Origin of the sequence: Curtobacterium sp. PhB146, from assembly GCF_004342995.1 — a bacterium.
Taxonomy (GTDB): domain Bacteria; phylum Actinomycetota; class Actinomycetes; order Actinomycetales; family Microbacteriaceae; genus Curtobacterium.
Map to the genome: position 1 here is coordinate 590,234 of NZ_SMBN01000001.1, position 23,202 is coordinate 613,435.

General features: G+C 70.6%; 17 protein-coding genes. 12 read left to right on the forward strand and 5 right to left on the reverse strand.

Annotated features, from left to right (window positions below):
• Positions 1 to 8: 8 nt before the first annotated feature.
• Positions 9 to 1,475, forward strand: a complete 1,467-nt coding sequence (locus tag EDF33_RS02910) for an Abi family protein (protein ID WP_165918697.1) — start codon at positions 9 to 11, stop codon at positions 1,473 to 1,475.
• A 4-nt stretch (positions 1,476 to 1,479) separates the two neighbouring features.
• Here the strand turns inward: EDF33_RS02910 and EDF33_RS02915 are convergent, their stop codons facing one another.
• The 4 genes from EDF33_RS02915 to EDF33_RS02930 are packed head-to-tail and all read right to left on the reverse strand — an operon-like array spanning position 1,480 to position 6,093.
• A complete protein-coding gene (locus EDF33_RS02915; protein ID WP_132099253.1) occupies positions 1,480 to 2,817 on the reverse strand; it encodes an NAD(P)/FAD-dependent oxidoreductase in 1,338 nt (445 codons plus the stop codon).
• On the reverse strand, positions 2,817 to 4,181 hold the full coding sequence (locus EDF33_RS02920) for an FAD-binding oxidoreductase (protein ID WP_132099254.1): 1,365 nt from the start codon (positions 4,179 to 4,181) through the stop codon (positions 2,817 to 2,819). The genes EDF33_RS02915 and EDF33_RS02920 overlap by 1 nt, the downstream gene beginning before the upstream one ends.
• A gap of 2 nt (positions 4,182 to 4,183) precedes the next feature.
• Positions 4,184 to 5,608 carry an aspartate aminotransferase family protein gene (locus EDF33_RS02925; RefSeq protein WP_132099732.1) on the reverse strand — a complete coding sequence of 475 codons (1,425 nt, stop codon included), beginning with the start codon at positions 5,606 to 5,608 and terminating at the stop codon, positions 4,184 to 4,186.
• 14 nt (positions 5,609 to 5,622) lie between these two features.
• A complete protein-coding gene (locus EDF33_RS02930) occupies positions 5,623 to 6,093 on the reverse strand; it encodes an Lrp/AsnC family transcriptional regulator (RefSeq protein WP_027466949.1) in 471 nt (156 codons plus the stop codon).
• A 145-nt stretch (positions 6,094 to 6,238) separates the two neighbouring features.
• On the opposite strand from EDF33_RS02930, the gene EDF33_RS02935 reads away from it, so the two are divergent.
• The 9 genes from EDF33_RS02935 to EDF33_RS02975 all read left to right on the forward strand — a co-directional run bounded on the left by EDF33_RS02935 (position 6,239) and on the right by EDF33_RS02975 (position 20,072).
• Positions 6,239 to 7,693 carry an aminobutyraldehyde dehydrogenase gene (locus EDF33_RS02935; protein WP_132099255.1) on the forward strand — a complete coding sequence of 485 codons (1,455 nt, stop codon included), beginning with the start codon at positions 6,239 to 6,241 and terminating at the stop codon, positions 7,691 to 7,693.
• Positions 7,694 to 7,724: 31 nt separating this feature from the next.
• A complete protein-coding gene (locus EDF33_RS02940; RefSeq protein ID WP_123292904.1) occupies positions 7,725 to 8,912 on the forward strand; it encodes an ABC transporter ATP-binding protein in 1,188 nt (395 codons plus the stop codon).
• The gene (locus tag EDF33_RS02945) at positions 8,909 to 10,129 is read left to right on the forward strand and encodes a spermidine/putrescine ABC transporter substrate-binding protein (RefSeq protein WP_165918680.1); all 1,221 of its coding nucleotides are present in this window, start codon (positions 8,909 to 8,911) and stop codon (positions 10,127 to 10,129) included. The genes EDF33_RS02940 and EDF33_RS02945 overlap by 4 nt, the downstream gene beginning before the upstream one ends.
• On the forward strand, positions 10,126 to 11,061 hold the full coding sequence (locus tag EDF33_RS02950; protein WP_123339295.1) for an ABC transporter permease: 936 nt from the start codon (positions 10,126 to 10,128) through the stop codon (positions 11,059 to 11,061). The genes EDF33_RS02945 and EDF33_RS02950 overlap by 4 nt, the downstream gene beginning before the upstream one ends.
• The gene (locus EDF33_RS02955) at positions 11,058 to 11,918 is read left to right on the forward strand and encodes an ABC transporter permease (protein WP_132099256.1); all 861 of its coding nucleotides are present in this window, start codon (positions 11,058 to 11,060) and stop codon (positions 11,916 to 11,918) included. Before EDF33_RS02950 ends, EDF33_RS02955 begins: the two co-directional genes overlap by 4 nt.
• A gap of 783 nt (positions 11,919 to 12,701) precedes the next feature.
• Positions 12,702 to 15,269 carry a carboxylate--amine ligase/circularly permuted type 2 ATP-grasp protein gene (locus tag EDF33_RS02960; RefSeq protein WP_132099257.1) on the forward strand — a complete coding sequence of 856 codons (2,568 nt, stop codon included), beginning with the start codon at positions 12,702 to 12,704 and terminating at the stop codon, positions 15,267 to 15,269.
• Positions 15,269 to 17,053 carry an N-acetylglutaminylglutamine amidotransferase gene (locus tag EDF33_RS02965; RefSeq protein ID WP_132099258.1) on the forward strand — a complete coding sequence of 595 codons (1,785 nt, stop codon included), beginning with the start codon at positions 15,269 to 15,271 and terminating at the stop codon, positions 17,051 to 17,053. Before EDF33_RS02960 ends, EDF33_RS02965 begins: the two co-directional genes overlap by 1 nt.
• On the forward strand, positions 17,050 to 18,999 hold the full coding sequence (locus EDF33_RS02970) for a prolyl oligopeptidase family serine peptidase (RefSeq protein WP_131877990.1): 1,950 nt from the start codon (positions 17,050 to 17,052) through the stop codon (positions 18,997 to 18,999). The genes EDF33_RS02965 and EDF33_RS02970 overlap by 4 nt, the downstream gene beginning before the upstream one ends.
• Positions 19,000 to 19,154: 155 nt before the next feature.
• Positions 19,155 to 20,072, forward strand: a complete 918-nt coding sequence (locus EDF33_RS02975) for a GNAT family N-acetyltransferase (protein WP_207906618.1) — start codon at positions 19,155 to 19,157, stop codon at positions 20,070 to 20,072.
• A 20-nt stretch (positions 20,073 to 20,092) separates the two neighbouring features.
• On the opposite strand, the gene EDF33_RS02980 is transcribed toward EDF33_RS02975, so the two are convergent.
• Positions 20,093 to 20,974 carry an aminoglycoside phosphotransferase family protein gene (locus EDF33_RS02980; protein ID WP_132099259.1) on the reverse strand — a complete coding sequence of 294 codons (882 nt, stop codon included), beginning with the start codon at positions 20,972 to 20,974 and terminating at the stop codon, positions 20,093 to 20,095.
• A gap of 130 nt (positions 20,975 to 21,104) precedes the next feature.
• On the opposite strand from EDF33_RS02980, the gene EDF33_RS02985 reads away from it, so the two are divergent.
• Together EDF33_RS02985 and EDF33_RS02990 are read left to right on the forward strand one after the other, a co-directional pair.
• A complete protein-coding gene (locus EDF33_RS02985) occupies positions 21,105 to 22,082 on the forward strand; it encodes a matrixin family metalloprotease (RefSeq protein ID WP_165918698.1) in 978 nt (325 codons plus the stop codon).
• A gap of 84 nt (positions 22,083 to 22,166) precedes the next feature.
• Positions 22,167 to 23,186 carry a PDDEXK nuclease domain-containing protein gene (locus EDF33_RS02990; RefSeq protein ID WP_132099260.1) on the forward strand — a complete coding sequence of 340 codons (1,020 nt, stop codon included), beginning with the start codon at positions 22,167 to 22,169 and terminating at the stop codon, positions 23,184 to 23,186.
• The last annotated feature ends 16 nt before the right edge of the window (positions 23,187 to 23,202 follow it).

Here is a 23,202-nt window from a genome sequence, read left to right on the forward strand (position 1 = left end):
ATGACGGTGTGACGAGCACCTACGCGAAGCCGTTCCTGTCCGTCGAGGACCAGCTGGAGCTCATCGAGCGACGCGGTCTTCAGATCGGAGACAAGACGACCGCGCTCAACGCCCTGGCGTCGATCGGGTACTACCGACTCTCCGGCTACTGGTATCCCTTTCGCGTTCCTGCAAGCGCGGAGGGTGAGGCGCGCCCGTCCGACTTCGTTGCAGGCTCGAGTCTGGCCGACGTCATCGCGAGCTATCGGTTCGATGAAGCGCTGCGAGCCGCGGTTCTCCTCGCGCTGTCACGGGTCGAGGTCGCTCTCCGATTTCGGATCGGGCACCTCCTGGGACGAACGGGACCGTTCACCCATACCGATCCGTCAGCGTTGAGTTCAGATTGGACTCGATCGAGGAATCGCAGTTGCAGTGGGCCGAACTGTACGAGCGCCTGCGATCACATTGAAAGCGACCACCAGTCGTGGCTTCGGAAGCAGGCTCGCGCCGAGGAGCTGTCGAACGAGACTTTCATGCCGCACTTCGAGGCTACCTACGGGAGACCGTTGCCGGTTTGGGCGGCAACGGAGGTCATGTCCTTCGGCACGCTCAACAGGCTGTTCGGCGGTATGAGCCAGCGGCACCGACAACAGATCGCAATCGACTTCGACCTGTACCTCCCCGACGGCAACGGGGACGCAGCTGCCCTGAGCAACTGGCTCGAGCACCTGCGACAGGTCCGCAACACCGCGGCGCACCATGCCCGGTTGTGGAACCGGAACCTGACCGCTCCCCTCGCCGTGCCTGAGGGCGCTCCTGAGCTGGCTCACCTCCGAGAGCAGGCAGACGAGATCAGCGGGACGACGCCGGTCTCGCGTCCGTCGAGCCGTGTCTACGGCACACTCGTCGTCCTCGCGTACTTCCTCGTGCGCATCGACGGCTCGAACGAGACACGCGATGGGCTCCGTGACCTGATCGAGTCGTTCGCCGGTGACAGCGCCGAGAAGTTGCGTGGAATGGGATTCCCGCAGGGGTGGGAAGCCGAACGAGTGTGGCAGCCCGACTACGCGAGAGACCGCGTCCTCCTCGAGCGGGCAGAAGCTCTGCGAGGGATCGACTTGCTGTACCCAGTCGATGCGGCAGCTCGGCTCTGGCACAAGGAGTCTCAATCGAAGCAGCGGAGCCGGCTCGGCTACTACCGGAAGCAGGGTGCCGTACTCGCAGTGCCGGGCGCGCAGGCGCACCGGTACCCCGCATTCCAGTTCAACGACGAGACTGGTGACCTCTTCCCCGTCGTCATCAACGCCAACCGCCGCCTGTTGCAGGGTGGCGACGGGACAGAGCAGCAGCGGTGGGATGCCCTGCAGTGGTGGAACGTGCAGCAGGCTGTGCTCGGCTCCGACTCCCCACGCCGTGCGCTGGAAGCCGGGTCGTTGACGAACGCGCTGCTCGACTCGTTGCTGCCCCCGCTGCCGGAGACTGACCTCCTCGGCTGACGGATCAGCCCCTGACGGGCGTCGCGAGCACGAGCGGCTCGACCTCGGAGCCGAGCAACCGCCCGGCCGCCCGCAGTCCGGACAGCAGCGCGCCGTGCACGGTCGCCGGGTCGTTTCCCCACGTGGCCTCCCCGGCGAGTTGCACCCGGCCGGACGGCGCTCCGAGCAGGTCGTGGTCGTCCGGTGACGCCCCGACGTGCAGGTACGAGTAGGAGCCTCGTGCGAACGGGTCGTCGGCCCACCGGGTGATCCGGAACGCCTCGGGTTCGGGGACCGACGGGCCGAACATCCGCCGCAGGCCACCGACGCCCTCTTCGACGATCATGGCGTCCGGCAGGGTCTCGAGGCGCCGGGCCCCGGTCCCGCCGACCAGTGCGGCCAGTACCGGCGCTCCGGTCACGCGGGACATGTCGTACCAGGAGTGCCAGTCGACACCGGCCGACCCCTGCTGGCGGACCACCCACGACTCGCCCCAGAACCGCTCCGGGAACCGCAGGAACACCTTGTCGTAGACGCCCATCCCGAGTCGGCCCATCGCACCGGTGACCGCCTCGGCGAGCGGCGGGTCGAACGTCACGTCGCCGGCCTGCAGCACCCCGAGCGGGACGGTCACGACGACGTCGTCCGCCGTGACCGACGAACCGTCGGCGAGTCCGACCACGACACCCGTCGCGGACTGCGTCACCGACCGCACGACCGCGGACAGCCGGACGTCGAGCCCCTCGGCCAGGGCGGCGGCGTACTGCGCGTAGCCGCCGGGGAACACCACCTCGTCGCCGGGGACGTGTTCCTCTTCGAGGCCGCGGGCGTCGAGGACGGTCACGGGTGCGCCGCAGAGGTCCTCGGAGCGGTGCGCCATGTACTCGCGGACCCGCGCGGCCCGGTCGCCCTGCCACTGCAGGGACCGCAGCACGGTGTCGACGGCGGCCGCGTACGTCGAGGGCGGTGGAGCGTGTGCGATGACGGTGTCCAGGACGGCGTCGACGGTGTGCAGGTCCGCGACGAACGCCGAGGCCGAGGCCTCGGACAGCGGTCCGCCGGAGGGGCCGTGCCACGCGATCGGCCGGCCGTCGAACTGGAAGCTCCCGACGGTGAACTCGACGGTCTCGATGCCGAAGCGGGGAGCCAGGGCCCAGAGCGGGTTGCCGTCGACGCCGTGGATCCACGAGGCACCGAGGTCGACGGGCACGCCGAGCGCGGTGTCGGTCCAGGTGCGGCCGCCGATCCGGTCGCGGGCCTCGAGCACGACGACTCGCTGGCCGTCGAGTGCGAGCGCCCGGGCAGCGGCGAGCCCGGCGACCCCGGCTCCCACGACGACGACGTCGGCATCGAGTGCAGCCATCAGTGGCCTCCTGTCAGGGGTGCCATCAGCCGCGCCGCCAGGCTCGGCCGTCCGGTCAGGGCTTCTTCGCGGTCGGCCAGGTCGGTCGCCACGAGCCCGGCGTTCGCCCCGAGGAACCGGAGCGGCTCGGGCTCCCAGTCGGGCGAGCGGTGGTTCACCCACGGCAGCGCGGTGAGCGGCGACGCGACCCCGCGCACGAGGTCGGCGAGCGTCCGCCCGGCCAGGTTCGTCGTGGAGAGTCCGTCACCGACGTAGCCGCCAGCGGTGCCGACGTGCCCGTCCCAGGTGACGGACGCGCACCAGTCGCGCGGCACCCCGAGCGGGCCGCCCCACGTGTGGGTGATCGGGGCGTCGGTGACGGCGGGGAACAACTCCACCAGGGACTTCCGCAGGTGCTCGAAGACGCGTGGCACCCGGTCGTAGCCGGGGGTGATCGCGGACCCCCAGTGGTAGCGGGCTCCGCGTCCGCCGAACGCCAGTCGGTCGTCCACCGTGCGCTGCCCGTACACGAGCAGGTGCCGGTAGTCGGAGAACGTCTGCCCGTGCTCCAGGCCGATGCGGTCCCACACCGCCCCGGGCAGCGGAGCGGTCGCGATCATGAGCGAGTAGAGCGGCAGGATCCGTCGCTTCGTCTGTTCGAGCTGTGCGCCGTACCCCTCGACCGCGATGACGACCGCGCCGGCCGTGACGGTCCCCCGCGACGTGACCACACGCCCGTGGCCCCACGTCGAGGCGGGCGTGTGCTCCGCGATCCGGACGCCCCGGGCCTCCAGGGCGGCCGCCAGGCCACGCACCAGTGCGGCGGGCTGCACCCGCGCGCAGTCCGGGGTCCACGCGACCCCCGCCGATCCGGCGGCGTCGCCGGGCCGAGCCGGGCGCCAGGTCATGGCGTCGCCCCACTCGGCCGACGAGGCGACCTCGTCGTGCGCCGCGCGTTCCTGCACGGCGGAGCGCGCGTAGAGGACGGTGCCGCCCTTCACGTAGTCGCAGTCGACCCCGGCCTCGGCCGCTGCGCGTCCGACCTCGTCGACGGTGTCGCGCATCGCTGCGCGCAGCGCGAGTGCGGCGTCGCGGCCGTGCTCGCGCGCGACGGACTCGGCGGATCGCGGGAACAGCGCCGAGCACCAGCCCCCGTTGCGACCGGAGGCGCCGAACCCGGCGATCTCGCGTTCCAGGACGACGATCTGGAGGCCCGGGTCGGCCTGGTGCAGGTACCAGGCGGTCCAGAGACCCGTCAGCCCACCGCCGACGATCGCGACGTCCGCGGTCGTGTCGCCGTCGAGCGGCGGCCGGGGCGCCAGGTCGTCGCGTCCGGTGGACGCGAGCTGGTCGAGCCAGAACGAGACGCCCCGGTAGCCGCTCACGGTCAGATCTTCGACGACGCCTCGGACAGGACGCTCCGCAGGATCGAGGTGATCTCGCGGAACTCCGGCTGCCCGATGGTCAGCGGCGGAGCGAGCTGCACGACCGGGTCGCCGCGGTCGTCCGCCCGGCAGTACAGCCCGGCGTCGAACAGCGCCTTCGACAGGAACCCGCGCAGCAGCCGCTCGGACTCGTCGTCGTCGAAGGTCGTCTTGGTGGCCTTGTCCTTGACGAGCTCGATGCCGTAGAAGTAGCCGTCACCGCGGACGTCCCCGACGATCGGCAGGTCCTTCAGGGTGTCGAGCTCGGCCTTGAACAGCGGGGCGTTCTGCCGCACGTTCGCGAGCAGGCCCTCTTCCTCGAAGATGTCGAGGTTCTCCATCGCGACGGCGGCCGACACCGGGTGCCCGCCGAACGTGTACCCGTGGTAGAAGGTCGTGTCGCCCTTGGAGAACGGCTCGAAGAGCTTGTCGCTGATGATGGTCGCGCCGATGGGGGAGTACCCCGAGGTCATCGCCTTGGCGCACGTGATCATGTCCGGCACGAAGTCGTAGGTGTCGCAGGCGAACATGGTGCCGATCCGGCCGAAGGCGCAGATGACCTCGTCGGAGACGAGCAGGACGTCGTACTCGTCGCAGATCTCGCGCACGCGCTGGAAGTACCCGGGCGGCGGCGTGAAGCACCCGCCGGAGTTCTGCACCGGCTCGAGGAAGACCGCGGCGACGGTGTCGGGGCCCTCGAACTCGATCATCTCGCGGATGCGTTCGGCCGCCCAGACCCCGAACTGCTCCTCGGTGCCGCCCGGGAAGCCCATCTCCTCGGCGCGGTAGTAGTTCGTGTTCGGCACCCGGAAGCCGCCGGGCGTCAGCGGCTCGAACATCTGCTTCATCGCCGGGATGCCGGTGATCGCGAGGGCACCCTGCGGGGTGCCGTGGTAGGCGACCGCGCGCGAGATGACCTTGTGCTTCATGGGCTTGCCCTGGAGCTTCCAGTAGTACTTCGCGAGCTTGAATGCGGTCTCCACCGCCTCGCCGCCGCCCGTCGAGTAGAAGACCTTGTTGAGGTCACCGGCGGCGTGCTCGGCCAGGCGGTCGGCGAGCTCGATGGCGGCCGGGTGCGCGTAGGACCAGATCGGGAAGAAGCTCAGGGTCTCCGCTTGCTTCGCGGCCATCTCGGCCAAGCGCTTCCGCCCGTGGCCGGCGGCGACGACGAACAGGCCGGAGAGACCGTCGATGTAGCCCTTGCCGTGGCTGTCGAAGACGTGGTGGCCCTCGCCGCGCACCATGATCGGCACGTCGGCACCGGCCTGGTTCGCACCGTGCCGGGCGAAGTGCATCCACAGGTGGTCCCGGGACTTCCGCTGCAGGTCGGCGTCGTCGACCGGGGCGAACGGGTCGTAGGAGTGGAGCCGCGTGGGCTGTCCGGTCATCTGGTCTGAGATGGTCATCGCGTTCCCCAGTCGTAGAGCTGTTTGCGGAGTTGCAGGTAGACGAAGGTCTCGGTGCCGGCGACGCCCGGGATGGCCCGGATCGTGCCGTTGAGCAGTTCGATCAGGTCGTCGTCGTCCTCGCAGACGACCTCGACCATCAGGTCGAAGCTGCCGGCGGTCATGACGAGGTAGTCGACCGCCGGCAGCTGTTCGAGGGCATCGGCGACTGTTCGGGTGTCGCCGCTGACCCGGATGCCGATCATCGCCTGCCGGTGGAAGCCGAGCTGCATCGGGTCGGTGACCGCGACGATCTGCATGACGCCGGTCTCGGTGAGCTTCTGGACTCGTTGCCGGACCGCCGCCTCGCTGAGACCGACGGCCTTGCCGATCTCGCCGTACGGACGGCGGCCGTCCGCCTGGAGTTGTTCGATGATCCGCTTCGAGGTGTCGTCGATCGGTCCCGGACGTCGTGGTGCTGCCGCCATGCCGGACAGCATGGCAGCGAGGCCCGGAGCGCGCAAGGGATTCCGTTGTGAACACCGTGTTTCGCGACGATTTCCGTTGTTACGGTTCTCCACAACCTCCGAATCCGTCTTCCGAACCGCCGGAATCCGTGTCAGGATCACCGCCATGCTGGACACGACGGAAACGGTGACCACGACGCACGAGGTGCGCAACTTCGTCGGTGGGGCGTTCGTCGAGTCGGGCGCGGACACCCGGTTCGACCTGGTCGACCCCACCACCGAGCAGGTCTACGGCACGTCCCCCGTGTCCACGGCCGCCGACGTCGACGCCGCGTTCACGAGCGCGAGCACCGCCTTCGCGACCTGGCGCCGCACGACCCCCGGCGAACGACAGCTCGCGCTGTGCCGGATCGCCGACGCCATGGAGCAGCGGGCATCGGAGTTCGCCGACCTCGAGTCCCTCGACACCGGCAAGCCCCGGGCCACCCTGGTCGAGGACGAGATCCTGCTGTCCGTCGACCAGATCCGCTTCTTCGCCGGAGCCGCCCGCAACCTCGAGGGCCGCAGCGCCGGCGAGTACATGGCCGACCACACCTCGTTCGTCCGGCGCGAGCCCATCGGCGTCGTCGCCCAGGTCACCCCGTGGAACTACCCGCTCAACATGGCGGTGTGGAAGTTCGCCCCGGCGCTCGCCGCGGGGAACACCACCGTGCTCAAGCCGAGCGACACCACTCCGCTCTCCACCCTGCTGCTCGCCGAGGTCGCCGCCGAGTTCCTGCCGCCCGGCGTGCTCAACGTCGTCGTCGGCGACCGCACCACCGGCGCCGCGATGATCGACCACCCCACCCCGCAGCTCGTGTCCATCACCGGGTCCGTCCGCGCCGGCATGGAGGTCGCCCGCGCCGCCGCCGGCGACCTGAAGCGCACCCACCTCGAGCTCGGCGGCAAGGCCCCGGTGATCGTGTTCGACGACGCCGACATCCCGTCCGCCGTCGCCGGCATCGTCGCCGCGGGGTTCTTCAACGCCGGGCAGGACTGCACCGCCGCCACCCGGGTGCTCGTGCAGGACGGCATCCACGACGAGTTCGTGGCGGCGCTCGCCGCCTCGGCACGTGCGACCGCGACCACCGGCGCCGACACGGCCACCCCGTACTTCGGCCCGGTGAACAACGCGAACCAGCTCGCCCAGGTCCGGTCCTTCGTCGACACGCTCCCCGACCACGCCACGATCGAGCTCGGCGGCGGGCGGCAGGGCGACGTCGGCTACTTCCACCAGGCCACGATCGTGTCCGGCCTGCGCCAGACCGACCGCATCGTGCAGCAGGAGGTCTTCGGCCCCGTGCAGACCGTGCAGCGCTTCACGACCGAGGACGAAGCACTGCGCGCCGCGAACGACGTCGAGTACGGGCTCGCGAGCTCGGTGTGGACGACCGACCACTCGCGGGCGATGCGCTTCGCCCGCGACCTGGACTTCGGGTGCGTGTGGATCAACACCCACATCCCGATCGTCGCCGAGATGCCGCACGGCGGCTTCAAGCACTCCGGCTACGGCAAGGACCTGTCCCAGTACGGGTTCGACGACTACACCCGCATCAAGCACGTCATGTCCTACATCGGCTGACCCCGATCCTTCCGAAGCAGCAGGAGGCACCATGGCAATGACCGGCACGTTCGCCGAATCCGGAGCCGATCTCCGACTCGAGCAGATCACCAAGTCGTTCCCCGGGCACACCGCGGTCGACGCGCTGGACCTGACGGTGCCGGCCGGCTCGTTCTTCGCCCTGCTCGGCCCCTCGGGCTGCGGCAAGACCACGACGTTGCGACTGGTCGCCGGGCTCGAGGAGCCCACGAGCGGCACCATCACGATCGGCGGCGAGGACGTCACCGACACGAAGCCCTACCAGCGGCCCGTCAACACGGTGTTCCAGAACTACGCGCTGTTCCCGCACATGAGCGTGCTCGACAACGTCGCGTTCGGCCTGAAGCGGCGACGGATCCCGGACCCGATGACGAAGGCGCGCGAGGCCCTGCACCTGGTCGAGCTCGACGCCTCGGCCGACAAGCGCCCTGCTTCCCTGTCCGGCGGCATGCAGCAGCGCGTCGCGCTGGCACGCGCGATCGTGAACCGGCCGGCACTCCTGCTGCTCGACGAGCCCCTCGGTGCGCTGGACCTGAAGCTCCGGCACCAGATGCAGCTCGAACTCAAGACGATCCAGGCCGAGGTCGGGCTCACCTTCCTGCACGTCACCCACGACCAGGAAGAAGCGATGACGATGGCCGACACGGTCGCCGTCATGAACGGCGGCCGGATCGAGCAGATGGGCAGCCCCCAGGACCTGTACGAGCTGCCCCGCACCGCGTTCGTCGCGAACTTCCTCGGCCAGTCGAACCTGCTCGAGGGCGAGGTCCGCGGCACCGACGGCCCGCTGCTCGTGGTCGCGACCCCGGCGGGCACCATCGCCGTCCCGGCCGACCGCGCCGTCCGCACCTCGGGCAGCGTCGTCGTCGGCGTCCGTCCCGAGAAGCTCAAGATCCGCACCTCGGAGCCCACCCCCGAAGCCGGCCGCAACATCCTCGGCCCCGGCCGCGTGGTCGACGTCTCGTTCTCCGGGGTCAGCACGCAGTACCTGGTGGACGTCCCCGGCGCCGGCCGCGTCTCCGTCTTCGCGCAGAACTCGAAGGGCGGACCGCGGATCGCGACCGGCACCGAGGTATGGCTCACGTGGGGCGTCGACCACGGATTCGGCCTGGAGGCGCACCCCGCGTCCGACCAGACCGTCACCACCCACGCCGCCACGGGCCTCCAGTCCGCACCCGCCACGGCAGGATCGCTCGCGTGACCGGCGGGGGACCCGGCCCGGACCTGCTGCGCGGACTGACGTCCGCGCGCGTCAGCCGACGCGGCCTGCTCGCCGGCGGAGGAGCCGCCGCGCTCGCGGCGCTGCTCACGGGGTGCAGCATCAAGGGCTCAGCCGCCTCCGGCGCCGAGAACGCCGTCGACTGGACCGCGTTCTGGAAGGACGCCAAGGCGACGAAGCAGCTGAACTTCGCGAACTGGCCGCTCTACATCGACTCCGACCACGGCAAGTCCGAGTCGCTCGCGCTGTTCCAGAAGGCCACCGGCATCAGCGTCGACTACCAGGCGGTGATCCAGGACAACGCGACGTTCTACGCGACCGTCTCGCCGATCCTGCGGGCGCAGGGTGCCACCGGCTACGACCTGGTCGTGATGACCAACGGGTTCGAGCTGACCCAGATGATCAAGAACGGCTTCGTGTGCGAGCTCGACCACTCGCGGCTGCCGAACTTCGCGGCGAACGCGGGTGACTCGGTGAAGGACCCGACGTACGACCCCGGCAACAAGCACTCCGTCGTCTGGCAGACCGGGTTCACCGGGATCGCCTACAACCCGAAGTACATCGACCGCGAGATCACGTCGTTCCAGGACCTGCTCGACCCGGCGTTCGCGGGCCGCGTCGGGCTGATGAGCGACAACACCGAGCTCGGTTCCCTCGGGCTGCTCGCGAACGGCATCGCCCCGGAGACGTCCACCCCGGCGGACTGGCGGAAAGCGCAGGCGTGGTTGCGGAAACTGCGCCCGAGCGTGACCGGCTTCTACGACCAGAGCTACATCAACAAGCTCGAGAACGGCGACACCTGGATCACCCAGGCGTGGTCCGGCGACGTCTTCCAGGCGCAGCAGTCCGGGTTCGAGGACCTGAAGTTCGTCACGCCGGAGGAGGGCCAGATGATGTGGCACGACAACCTCATGATCCCCCGGCAGGCAGCGAACCCGGTGGCCGCCCTCGAGTGGATGGACTTCTACTACACGCCGAAGATCGCCGGCATCGTCGAGGACTGGGTCAACTACGTCTGCCCGGTCCCCAGCGCCGAGGCCTACGTCCGTGACGAGCTCGACGACGCGACGGTGGCGGACAGTCCGCTGGTGTTCCCGGACTCCGACGTGCTGGACCGGTCGCACGAGTTCCGGGTGTTCGAGAACTACGACGAGTACTCGGAGTGGAACGGCATCTTCAACGCGGTGGTGCAGTCGTGACCGCCGTCGGAGTCGCCGGCCCGGGTGCCGCACCGACACCGGGTGCTGGTCCGGCACCGGTCCGTCGGGGACGCCGTCGCAGCACGCCCTTCCTGCTCGCGCTGGTCGGGACCGCGTACCTCTGCGTGTTCTTCGTCATCCCGCTCGTGTCGGGGCTCATCGTCTCGCTCATGTCGGGCAACCCGGACGACGGGTACACCTTCACGTGGAACTGGGGGATCTACGGCTCCCTGTTCATCGACCCGCAGGTGCCCTACCTGACGTTCCTGCTCCGGTCCCTCTGGTACGGCGCCGCCGCCACGGTCGTGACCATCATCGTCGGCTACCCGGTGGCGTACTTCATCGCGTTCCGGGTCTCGCCGCGGTGGAAGAACCCGCTGCTCATGCTCGTGTTCGTGAGCTTCCTGGTGTCGTTCATCATCCGCACCGACATGTGGGCGTTCGTGCTCGCGTCGCAGGGTCCGGTCGTCACCTTCCTGCAGGCGATCGGCCTGGCGGGCAAGGACTTCCACATCCTCGGCACCGGCGGCGCGGTGATCTTCGGCGACGCCTACAACGACCTCGCGTTCATGGTGCTGCCGATCTACGCCGCACTCGAACGCATCGACCCGCGACTCGGCGAGGCCGCCAACGACCTCTACGCCGGCAAGTTCCGGGCGTTCTGGCACACCACGCTGCCGCTGTCCCGCTCGGGCATCTTCGCCGGCGTCCTGCTCGTGTTCATCGACAGCGTCGGCGACCCGGTGAACTCGGCGCTGCTCGGCGGCACGAACACGTACACGATCGGCCAGGCGATCCAGGACGCCTACTCCGGCAACCAGCAGTACAACGTCGCCGCGGCACTGTCGACCGTGCTCATGGTCGTGCTCGGCATCATCCTGTTCATCTACGCCCGCGTCTCCGGCACCGACGACCTCGAGGACCTCGTATGACCGCCGTCGCACCGACTCGTCCGTCCACCGCGACCGCCTCGTCGCCCGTCGTCCACCGCCACGGCGTGAACCGTCGCGGGCCCTGGCTCGCGATCGTCTACTGGGTCACCATCGCGATCACGCTCGTCCCGATCGTCTACATGATCGTGTACTCGTTCAACGACGCCCCGACGAACCGGCTGTCGTTCGCGTGGAACGGCTTCACGACGTACTGGTACGCGAACCTGGTCAACGTGTCCGGGCTCGGAGCCGCGTTCGTCACCTCGGTCGTCGTCGCGTTCCTGGCCGCGATCATCTCGGTCGCGATCGGGCTGCCGCTGGCCCTGGCACTCGAGCGGTACCGGTTCCCCGGCCGCGGCGCCGTGAACGCCGTCGTGTTCGCGGACATCGCGGCGCCCTCGATCGTGGTCGGCTCGGCGTCGCTGTCGTTCTTCTTGTCGGTGGGCCTCGGCACCGGGTTCCTGACCGTGCTCATCACCCACGTGGCGTTCGACGTCGCGTACGTCGTGGTGGTGCTCCGCGCTCGGATCTCCGGCACGTCGCGGGTGCTCGAAGAGGCCGCGAGCGACCTCGGTGCGACGCCGTTCCAAGCCTTCCGGCTCGTGACGCTGCCGTTGCTCGCGCCGGGCATGCTCGCGGCCGGGCTGCTCGCGCTCGCGATGTCGATCGACGACTACGTCATCACCTCGTTCGTCGCCGGGCCCGCGGTCACGTTCCCCTTGTTCGTCTACGGCGCCGCGAAGGCCGGGATGCCGCCGCAGGTGCTCTGCTTCGGGACGCTGGTGTTCGCGGTGGGGCTGCTCGTGGCGCTGCTGAACGGTGCGCTGAACCGGCGCCTGGCCCGGACGCGCGGGTAGGCGCCGGCCCGCACGGTGCGAGGTGCGTGGCCTGGTGCGGGGTTCCGTACTCCGTGCGAGCCCGCGCGCCTCGCACCGAGCACGGAACCTCGCACGGGGTGACGAAGCGTGCACGGTGCGGACGGGAGGCGCGTGGCGGGCTGGCGTCGTGCCTCCCGTCCGGCGGGTGGTGTGCGTCCACAGCACGGTGCGGCTTTCGCGGGCTGGTGCGGGGTTGCGCGCGTGGTGCGCGCTTGTAACCGGGCACGGTGCGTGGAACCTCGCACGGGGTGGCGAGGTGCGCACGGTGCGGACGGGAGGCGCGAGGCGGGCTGGCGCCGTGCCTCCCGTCCGGCGGGTGGTGTGTGTCCACAGCACGGCGCGGCTTTCGCGGGCTGGTGCGGGGTTGACCGCTTGGTGCGCGCTTGTAACCGGGCACGGTGCGTGGAACCTCGCACGGGGTGGCGACGTGCGCACGGTGCGGACGGGAGGCGCGAGGCGGGCTGGCGCCGTGCCTCCCGTCCGAGCGTGTGGTGCGTCCACAGCACGGTGCGGCTTTCGCGGACCGGTGCGCGATCCGCGCGGGTCGCACGGTGCGAGGTGCGTGAGCTGGTGCGAGGTTGCGCGCGTGGTGCGCGCTTGTAACCGGGCACGGAGCGTGCAACCTCGCACGGGGTGACGACGTGCGCACGGTGCGGCGGGGAGGCGCAGCGCTCGTGACGTCCGGTGAACGGGCGTGTTACGGACGCGAGTCGGGCGGTGTGCCGCGGCGCACGCCACAGCGGCCGCGCGTAGGTTCCAGCCATGAGTGCAGAGCTGACGCTCGGCGCCGAGGAAGAGCTGCACCTCATCGACCTCGAGTCCGGCCGACTTTCCGCGAAGGCCCCGCGCCTTCTGCCCAAGCTGCCCGCCGACCGCTTCGGCGCGGAACTGCAGCGCACGACCATCGAGACGAACACCCCCGTGGTGCGCACCCTCGACGACCTGCGGCGGGTGATCGTCGACCTGCGCCGGGAGCTCAGCGCCGCGATCGCACCGGCCGGGGTGACCATCGCGTCGGTGGGCACCGCGCCGCGGTCCGAGTACGCCGACTTCGAACTGACCAGCGGCGGGCGCTACGGCCGGATGCAGGAGCAGTACCGGATGCTCGTCGACGAGCAGCTCATCTGCGGCCTGCAGGTGCACGTCGGTGTGAGCGACCGCGACCTGGCGGTGCAGATCGCCCAACGGGTCGCGCCGGTGCTGCCGGTGCTGCTGGCCCTGAGCGCGTCCAGTCCGTTCTGGAACGGGCAGGACACCGGGTACTCGTCGTTCCGCAGCATCATCTGGCAGCGGTGGCCGTCGGCCGGCAGCTTCGGGCGGGTGTCGAACGCAGCGGAGTACGACAAGGTGCTCGACGACCTGATCGCGTCGGGGGTGATCGCCGACAAGAAGATGGCGTACTTCGACGTGCGGCCGTCGTCGCACGCTCCGACGCTCGAACTCCGGGTCTGCGACGCCACCCCGATCGTCGACGACGCGGTGCTCATCGCCGGACTGTTCCGGGCCGCGGTGCGGAAGGCCGAGATCGCCGTCGAGTCCGGCGCCGAGTGGCACCCACGCAGCGAACCCCTGCACCGTGCGGCGATGTGGCAGGCGGCGCGCACGGGGCTGAGCGGCGAACTGCTCGGCCTCGGGCAGCACCCGGACCGCCTGCCCGCCGAGGTCGCCGTCCGGCAACTCGTGTCCCGCCTGCGTCCGGAACTCGAGGAGCTCGGCGACTGGGGCACCGTCACGGACCTGCTCGAGGCGACCCTGGCCCGCGGCAACTCCACCGATCGGCAGCGCACCGCGTACGCCGAGCGCGGGGAGCTCGACGACGTCGTCGCCCTGGTGGTCGAGGACACCGCCGGCACGCCGTCCGGACGTGACGAGGACCCGGCGGTCGCGGTCCCCGGGTACCGCGTGCGCGCCGGCGACGAAGCGGTCGGCCCCGGTGCCCGCCCCCGTCCGGCGTTCCGCGACCTGGCGACGTACTTCACCGCCTGGGACGCCGACACGACGAACGAGCACTGCGCCGCACGCGACGCCTGGGCCCGCGAGCACGAGGTCGGCTTCGTCGTGGACGGCGGCGTGCAGGCGTTCGGGTGCGACCTGGTGCCGCGGACGATCAGCGCGTACGAGTGGTCGCAGCTGGAGCGCGGCCTCGGGCAGCGCGCACGGGCGATCGAGCTGTTCCTGCGCGACGTGTACGGCGAGCGGCGGATCGTGGCCGACGGGGTCATGGACGAGCACCAGTTCGTCGGGGCGAACGGCTGGGACCCCGACGCATCGCGCCTGCCCGGTCACGCGGTGCGGGCACCCGTGCTCGGCTTCGACCTGGTGCGGAACGAGTTCGGCGGTTGGCGGGTGCTCGAGGACAACGTGCGCTCACCCTCGGGTGTGGCGTACGGCATCGCCCTCCGCGAGCTCATGGACGCCGTCGTGCCCGACGCGCCCCGTCCGGCGCTGTTGCGGGACCCGCACGGCGTGACCGACCGGCTGCGCGAGACCCTCCGCGCGAACGCGATCGCGGTGACCGGCAACCCGGACCCGGTGCTCGCACTCGTCAGCGACGGCCCCGCCGCCGGCGCGTGGTTCGAGCACCGCAGGCTGGCCGACGGAGCCGGGCTGCGCCTCCTGGCCGGATCCGACCTGGACGTCCGTGACGGACGCGTGGTCGACGCGACGACCGGCGACGTGCTCGACGGGCTGTACCTGCGGATCGACCGCGATGTGCGCGCACTGACCGCGGACCACGCGCCGGAGCTGGGCGCCCGCGTCCTCGACGTCGCCGAGGCCGGACACGTCCACCTGGCGAACGCTCCGGGCAACGCCCTGGTCGACGACAAGGCGATGTACGTCAACGTGCCGGACCTGATCTGGTACTACCTGGACGAGAAGCCGCTGCTCGAGTCGGTGCCGACGTACCGCACGAGCATCGAGGGCGAACGCCTGTCGGTCCTCGACCGGGTCGGCGAACTCGTGACGAAGCCGGTCGACGGTGAAGGCGGACGCGGGGTCCTGATCGGGCCGAGCGCGAGCGCTCCCGAGGTGGCCGAGCGACGGCGCGAGATCGCCGCGGACCCGGCCGGTTGGGTCGGGCAGGAAGTCGTGCAGCTGTCGTCGCACCCGACCATCGGACCGGCGGGCCTCGACCCACGGCACGTCGACCTGCGCGCGTTCGTCTACCTGACCGGCACCGGCGCGGACGACGCGCACCTCGCCGACGTCGCCCTGACCCGGGTCGCACCCGAGGGCAGCATGGTCGTCAACTCGTCGCGCGGCGGCGGGGCCAAGGACACGTGGATCGTGGGATCCGCCGCGAAGGCGGCGGCCGAGGGAGAGCGCTGATGTGTGGACTCGCGGGCGAGATCCGGTTCGACGGCACGGCCCCGGACGTCGGAGCAGTGGCGCGGATGACCGGGTGCATGGTGCACCGCGGCCCCGACGGTGACGGGTTGTGGGCACGCGGACCGGTCGCGCTCGGGCACCGACGGCTGTCGATCGTCGACCTGTCCAACGCCGGTGCGCAGCCGATGGTGCTGCCCCGGGCCGGACTGACGATCGCCTACAACGGCATGGTCTACAACTACGAGCAGCTGCGTGACGAGCTGCGCGGCAGGGGGCACGAGTTCTTCTCGACGTCGGACACCGAGGTCATCGCCGTCGCCTACGCCGAGTGGGGCACGGCCTTCGTCGAGCACCTGATCGGCATGTTCGCCATCGCGATCTGGGAGCACGCCAGCGGCCGACTCGTCCTCGCGCGGGACCGGCTCGGCATCAAGCCGTTGTACGTGGCACAGGTACCAGGCGGGCTGCGGTTCGCAAGCTCCCTGCCTGCGGTGCTGGCCGGTGGCGGCATCGACACGTCCATCGACCCCGTCGCCTTCGCGTCCTACATGAGCTTCCACTCGATCGTGCCGGCACCCCGCACGATCCTGTCCGGTGTCGGCAAGCTCCCGCCGGCCACCGTCCGGGTGATCGAGCGCGACGGCACGTCCCGCGACACCGTCTACTGGGAGCCGCGGTTCGAGCGCGACCCCGCCAGGGCCGACTGGACCGACCAGGACTGGGAGCAGGCGTTCATCGGGTCGCTCCGCACCGCGGTCGAGCGCCGCATGGTGGCCGACGTCCCCGTCGGCGTGCTGCTGTCCGGCGGCATCGACTCCTCCCTGGTCGTCGGACTGCTCGCCGAGGCCGGGCAGCAGGACCTCGCCACGTTCAGCATCGGCTTCGAGGCCGCTGGCGGTGAGTCCGGCGACGAGTTCGAGTACTCGGACCAGGTCGCGAAGCACTTCGGCACCGACCACCACCGCATCCACATCCCGTCGACGCGCCTGCTCGACGGCATCGACGGTGCGGTCGCCGCCATGAGCGAGCCGATGGTCAGCCACGACTGCGTCGCGTTCTACCTGCTGTCGCAGGAGGTCTCGCAGCACGTCAAGGTCGTGCAGTCCGGCCAGGGTGCCGACGAGGTGCTCGCCGGCTACGACTGGTACCCGCCGCTCGCCGACGTCCCCCGCGACCAGGCGGCCGAGGCCTACCGCTCCGTGTTCATGGACCGCAGGTGGCCGGCGCTGCAGGGGCTGCTCGGGGAGCGCTGGAAGAGCGACGACGACACCCCGTCGGCGTTCGTGGACGCTGCGTTCGCGGTTCCGGGCGCGGAGACGAGCGTGGATGCTGCGCTCCGCAGCGACACGATGACGATGCTCGTCGACGACCCGGTCAAGCGCGTCGACAACATGACGATGGCGTGGGGCCTCGAGGCCCGCGTGCCGTTCCTGGACCACGAGTTCGTCGAGCTGGCCGGCGCGATCCCGCCCGCGCTCAAGCTGTCGGACGGCGGCAAGGGCGTGATGAAGCGGGCGTCGCGCGGCATCGTCCCCGACAGCGTCATCGACCGCAGCAAGGGGTCGTTCCCGGTGCCCGCGATCCGGCAGCTCGAGGGCCCGTACCTGGAGCGGGTGCGCGCGGCACTGCACGCGCCGGAAGCACGTGAGCGCGGCCTGTTCGACCCGGGTACGGTCGAGCGGATGCTCCAGGACCCGAACAGCACGCGGACCGAGATCGGCGCCAACGCGCTCTGGCAGCTCGGCCTGATCGAGATGTGGTTGCAGCAGCAGGGGGTGCGGTGAACGTGGGTTCGATCCGGACTGGAGGCTCGGCGAGCGTCGCGTCGTCGGTCGACGTCCGTCCCTCGGTCACGACCAGGGCCGCGGCCGACCTGGGTGAGCGGCTCGCCGCCGCCTGGGGGTCGTGGGGCCCCACCATGACCCGGAACGCCCGGCGCGTGGCGTTCGTGAGCGACCGGCACGGCACCCCCGAGGTGTTCGTGCAGGACGTCGTCGTCGACGGCGAACTGCCGGAACCGGTCCGGATCGCGCTGTCCGACGACCCCGTGATCCGGGTGTCGTGGTCGTCCGACGGGGAGTGGCTCGCCGTGGCGATCGCGACCGACGGTGGCGTGAAGCAGCAGGTCTGGGTGGTCCGGCCGGACGGCACCGACGCCGCGCAGATCGCCGGTTCGCGCTACCAGCACGCCGAACTCGGCCCGTGGAGCCGCAGCGGGCACCGGGTCGTCATCACGCTGCCCTCGACCGAGGCCGACCAGCCGGCCCGCTCGTACCTGGTCGACCCGGTCTCCGGCGACCGCGACGACCTGGCCGTCGGCGAACTCATCCACATCCTCGACCTGTCGGTGGAGGAACGCCTCGTCGTGCTCAGTGACGGGCAGCGCGGCCAGGAGTTCGTGGTCGTCGTCGACCGGCTGACCGACGAGAGCCACGCCCTGTTCGCCGACGACCCCGACGGGTCCGCGGAGATCGCGTTCCTGCGGCCCTCGCCCGCGAGCGAGACCAGCCCCCTCGTCGCCTACGTCGCCACCGAGGCCGGACTGCCCCGCCGCGGACTCGTCGCCCAGCCGGTCGGACCACACGGCTGGCGTGGCACACCCCGACGGATCATCGAGCGCGCCGACGCCGAACTCGAGTACCTCGACGCCGACGACGCCGGCCGCACGCTGCTGCTCGTCTGGAACGTCGACGGGCGCAGCGAACTCGACCTCATCAACACGCACGACGCCTCGCGCACCCCGGTGCCGGACCTGCCCGGGTACGTCGTCACCGACCCGGTCCTGAGCCGCGACGGCCGGAGCGTCCTGCTCGCCGTCGAGGGACCCACGCGACCGCGGGAACTCTGGCGGCTCGACACGAACGCGCTCACCTGGAGCCGGGTCACCGACGTCCCCACGCTGCCCGATGTGCAGCTGGTCGAGCCGACGCTCGAGCGGTTCGCCGCGCGTGACGGACTGGAGCTGACCGGCTGGCTGTACCGGGCGGTGGAGCCGGCCACGTCGTCAGCCGTCGGCGCTCGTGCTGCTGCTGCCGTGCCTCCCGGCCCGCGCGCAGCGCTCGTCCACCTGCACGGCGGACCGGAGTCGCAGGAACGACCCACGTTCTCGCCCCAGCACCAGGCGCTCGCCGCAGCGGGCGTGACCGTCCTCGCCCCGAACATCCGCGGATCGTCCGGGTACGGACACGAGTTCGTGCACGCCGACGACCTGGCCCTGCGTTGGAACGCGCTCGCCGACGTCGTGGACTGCGCACGGTTCCTGGTGTCGAACGGGTACGCCGACCGCTCCCGGGTGGCCGTCGAGGGCCGCTCCTACGGCGGGTACGCGACCCTCGCGTCGTTGGCGTTCACGCCCGACGTGTTCGCGGCAGGTGTCGCCGTGTGCGGGATGAGCGACTTCGCGACGTTCTACCGGGACACCGAACCGTGGATCGCCTCTGCCGCTGCGACGAAGTACGGGCACCCCGTCGACGACGAAGCGCTGCTCGCGGCCCTGTCGCCGATGCGGGCGATCGACGACGTCACGGCGCCCTTGCTCGTCGTGCACGGTGAGCTCGACACGAACGTCCCCATCGGCGAGGCGCACCAGGTGGTCGCGGCGCTGCGGGAGCGGGCGCACGACGTCGAGTACCTGGAGCTCGCGGGTGAGGGGCACGAGTACCGACGGGCGTCGTCGCGGGCGCTGCTGGTGCGGCGGATGGTGGAGTTCGTGGCGTCGCGGCTGGGGTGAGGCGGGGCGCTCGGTCTGGTGGGGGTGCTCGCTGGTGCGAGGTTTCACACTCGGTGCGAGGTTGTTTCCTCGCACCAGGTGAACAACCTCGCACTGTGCCGTCACGGGGTGCAACGATGCGGTGGCGGCGCTCGCCGCGGGCAGAGAATGGTGGGATGACGACGACTGCGCCGACCTCGACCGCGCTGCCCCGACCGGGAGAGGTCCTCGTGGCCTCGGCAGCGGACGTCGAGCAGGTCGTCCAACGCGCCACGAACCACTACGCCTCCGGTGTCGTCGCGGACACCGCCGGGTGGGCGGACGGCGATCGTCGGCGGATCGAGGACCTCGGGTTCCGCGGTGGTGATGCCCGCGGCGAAGCACTCCGGACCCTCGACCTGACGATCGCCGACGACGGCACCCCGACGCGCGTGCTCGACGCACCCGCCATGGCCGCGCTGAACAGCCACCACGCACGGTTCGCCGAGCGGCGCGGCGACGTGGTCCGTTACCAGACCGACGTGTCGGTGTGGACAGGGATCCCCGAGCAACCCACTGCGCAGGACTGGGAGGACGTCCGGGCACTGCTCGGATCGGGCGGGATGCTCGGCGTCGGTGCGGCTGCCGTCCTGCCGTCGGGGTGGGAGCTCGTCGAGGGTGCCGGCGGCGTGCAGCTCACCGGCGAGGCGATCGAGGGGGCGCCCGACGACGAAGCCGTCGTGCTGACACCCGACGACGTGCCGGAGATGACCGCCCTGGTGGAGCGGACGAAGCCGGGGCCGTTCCTGCCGCGCACCATCGAGCTCGGCACGTACCTGGGCATCCGGCGGGACGGACGGCTCGTCGCCATGGCGGGGGAGCGGTTGCACCCGCCGGGGTGGACCGAGATCAGCGCCGTGTGCACCGATGCGGAGTACCGAGGCCAGGGGTTCGGGCGGCGGCTGGTGCTCGCCGTCGCGCACGGGATCCGCGAGCGTGGGGAGACGCCGCTCATGCACGCGGCCGCCGGGAACACCGGGGCGATCGGGTTGTACCAGCACCTCGGGTTCCGGCTGCGGGATCGCGGGGCGCCGCGGTTCGTGCGGGTGCCGTGAGCTGGGCTCGTTCCTGACCGTCAGAAGGCGGTGAGGGCGCGCCGGAGCATGTCGTGGCCCTGCGCCTCGAAGCCCTCGTCGCCGACGGCGTAGGCCCAGGTCGCGGTGCCGACGGCCTCGCGGAGTTGCAGCCAGCGCCAGGCGTCCGACTCGCGCGGATCGTCGCCGTAGCCGTCGAAGAACGCCGCTTCGAAGGCCGGATCGTCCTGCCAGTGCAGCACCGCGAGGCGGGTGAGGTCGAAGGAGGCCGGGCGCCAGCCGAAGCGGCCGAAGTCGATGACGCGGAGCCTGCCGTGGCCGTGGCCGTGGCCGTCGCCTTCGTCGTCGACGATCCAGTTGCGCGGGTGGAAGTCGCCGTGGGTCGGGACCAGGGGCTCGTCCGGGTGGTCGGTGGGGAGCATCTCGAGTGCCGCGCGGGTCCGGGCGACGACGTCGGACGAGATCCGGTGCGGGGTATCGAGGGCACGGAAGGCCTTCGCCTGTTCGTGCAGCAGGAACGTCGGGTCGTGCCGGGTGCCGTGGTCGTGCAGACGCCGGAGGACTGCGCCGGCCTGCCGGTGGACGTCAGGGGCGTGCTCGTCCGGGGTCCCGAGGGCGAGGTAACCGGGGACGCGCTCGAGGATCAGGACCCGGTGCTGTTCGTCCGCGGCCACGAGGGCACCGGTGTCCCCGGCGGCGCACAGGTCGTCGGTCACGGTCCGGTGCGCGTCGAGTTCGCGGGGAAAGTGGGTGTTGTCCTGGCCCGAGGCCTTCACGGTGTAGCCGACGTCGCCGTCGACGACGTGCAGGACCCTCGTGTCGAGCAGGCCCCACGAGTCGTCCGCCACGAGGACGGCATCGGGGAGCGTGTGGAGCACGAACGCGATCTGGTGGTCGTCGAGTCCGGTGTCGCCCCAGTGCATGGCGGCACGTTACCCGGTCCGCTCTGCGCACCGCGGCCGTTCTGGGGGCTTGTCGACCCTTCCGCACCCTCGGACACTGATGCAGCCGTCCGCCACCGGGGTGCGGGTGCGGCGTGATCAAGGAGGCGCTGTGCGCACGTCGTCGAAGGCCGCAGCCGCGGTCGCACTCGGGCTCGCCCTGACGGCGGTCGTCGCCGCACCGGGAATCGCGGGAGCGCCAAGCTGCCAGGGGAGCAGCATCTCGATCCACGACCTGGCGTCCGGGTGTCGCGTCAGCTCCGGCGTGGTCGCGCTCGAGGACGGCCGGACCTTCGCGGTACCCGCAGCCGGCGTCACGCTCACCGCTGCCCCGGTCGCCGAAGGGGACACCGACCCCGGTGACGTGGTGATCGCGAACCGTGGTGCCGCGGGCATCGCCGTGCAGGTCGACGAGGTGTGGGCCGGATCGCCCACCGCCGTCCGGCAAGAACGCGCAGCCCAGCAGCGCCGAGCGCTCGGAGCGACGATCCGTGGCACCGTCTCGCACAGCGGCGCCACGACGTCCGCGAGCTGCGGGAGCAAGGCGTACGTGCTGACCGGCGCGCACTGGGAGTCCACCGTCCAGTGGCGGTACAACCCGACGGGGTCGAAGGTGTCGAACGTCGCAGCGATCCAGCGCGGTGCTGAGGCCTGGACCGGCACGATCACGGCGTGCGGTGAGAAAGTCCAGTCGACGGCGGCCCAGGAGTACCTCGGCACCGCGACGCAGAAGCCTGCGGTCACCGCCGATGGTGGCTGCGGGACCTCGAACCGGACGAGCGTCGTCGGGTGGGGCAAGCTGCCGTCGAAGACCCTGGCGCTGACGTGCATCTGGTCCTTCACGGGCGGGGTCGCATTCGAGACCGACCAGCGGTACTCGACGAGCCACCGGTGGGCATCGACCAGCACCTGCTCGGGCAACCGGTTCGACCTGCGCGGCATCGCGACGCACGAGTGGGGGCACTCGTACGGGCTCGGGCACACGGCGCAGAAGTCGGGGCTCGTGATGAAGCCGTCGTCCACGGTGTGCGACACAGCGCAGCGGACGCTCGGGCTCGGCGATCTGCGGGGGATCGCGGTGCTGTACTGAGCGGACGCGACGGCGTCGTCGATCTGTCCACAGGATCAGCTGGACGGGCCCGCTGACCGCGCGCACTGGCTACGGTCGTTCGCGATGACCCAACCTGCCCTGCCCGAGAATTACGCGGCAACGCTCGATGCGCTGAAGAAGCGCGTCCAATCCGCCAGGTTCACGGCGCAGCGCCGTGTCAACACAGAGCTGGTCCGCCTCTACTGGCAGATCGGCGCAATGATTCTCGACCGCCAGCAAACCGCAGGGTGGGGGAGTGGGCTCGTGGACCAGTTGGCGCGTGATCTCCGGACCGCCTTTCCTGAGATGAAGGGCTTCTCACGGCGGAACGTGTTCTACATGCGCAGTTTCGCGGCAGCGTGGCCTGGTCCGGAAGTTGTGCAACAGCCTGTTGCACAACTTCCGTGGGGTCACATCACCGTGTTGCTCGGTCGCCTCGACGGCCGAGAGCGCCGTGACCGGTACGCGGCGCAAGCGCTCGAGCACGGTTGGTCCCGGAACGTCCTCGAGCACCACGTCGCGACGAACGCCCACGAGCGATTCACCTCAGCACTGACCAACTTCGACCGTGTCCTCGACGAGGCTGACTCCGATCTGGCGCAGCAGATCACGCGCGATCCGTACGTGCTCGACTTCTTGGCGCTCGACGCAGGTGCAACGGAGCGACAGCTGGAGGAGCGGCTCGTCGACCGCATCATCGACACGCTCCGGGAGCTCGGCACTGGGTTTTCGTTCGTCGGGCGGCAAGTCCACTTCGAGGTTCACGGTGACGACTTCTTCGTCGATCTTCTCTTCTTCCACGTCGACCAGCTCCGGTACGTCGTCGTCGAACTCAAGAGCGGCAAGTTCAAACCCGAACACCTCGGCCAGCTGTCGTTCTACGTGTCCCTGGTAGACGACCGGCTCCGGCGCCAACAGCACTCGGGCACCGTTGGGCTCCTGCTCGTGGCTGACAAGAACGACCCGGTCGTGCGGTACGCCCTCAGCGGGCACGGAGCCCCGGTCGGCGTCGCTCGGTACGACCTCCTTCCATCGACGCTTCGTGCGGCACTGCCCTCGGAGGACGACCTGACGGGGATGCTCGCCGATTCTGCCGTCAACTGATCAGGGTCGAGCTGTC

Bases quoted from the DNA above. Each gene is read 5' to 3' on its own strand.
- EDF33_RS02915 (WP_132099253.1), bottom strand. From the start codon at position 2,817: ATGGCTGCACTCGATGCCGACGTCGTCGTCGTGGGAGCCGGGGTCGCC.
- EDF33_RS02925 (WP_132099732.1), bottom strand. From the start codon at position 5,608: ATGACCGGACAGCCCACGCGGCTCCACTCCTACGACCCGTTCGCCCCG.
- EDF33_RS02930 (WP_027466949.1), bottom strand. From the start codon at position 6,093: ATGGCGGCAGCACCACGACGTCCGGGACCGATCGACGACACCTCGAAG.
- EDF33_RS02935 (WP_132099255.1), top strand. From the start codon at position 6,239: ATGCTGGACACGACGGAAACGGTGACCACGACGCACGAGGTGCGCAAC.
- EDF33_RS02940 (WP_123292904.1), top strand. From the start codon at position 7,725: ATGGCAATGACCGGCACGTTCGCCGAATCCGGAGCCGATCTCCGACTC.
- EDF33_RS02955 (WP_132099256.1), top strand. From the start codon at position 11,058: ATGACCGCCGTCGCACCGACTCGTCCGTCCACCGCGACCGCCTCGTCG.
- EDF33_RS02960 (WP_132099257.1), top strand. From the start codon at position 12,702: ATGAGTGCAGAGCTGACGCTCGGCGCCGAGGAAGAGCTGCACCTCATC.
- EDF33_RS02965 (WP_132099258.1), top strand. From the start codon at position 15,269: ATGTGTGGACTCGCGGGCGAGATCCGGTTCGACGGCACGGCCCCGGAC.
- EDF33_RS02975 (WP_207906618.1), top strand. From the start codon at position 19,155: ATGACGACGACTGCGCCGACCTCGACCGCGCTGCCCCGACCGGGAGAG.
- EDF33_RS02980 (WP_132099259.1), bottom strand. From the start codon at position 20,974: ATGCACTGGGGCGACACCGGACTCGACGACCACCAGATCGCGTTCGTG.
- EDF33_RS02990 (WP_132099260.1), top strand. From the start codon at position 22,167: ATGACCCAACCTGCCCTGCCCGAGAATTACGCGGCAACGCTCGATGCG.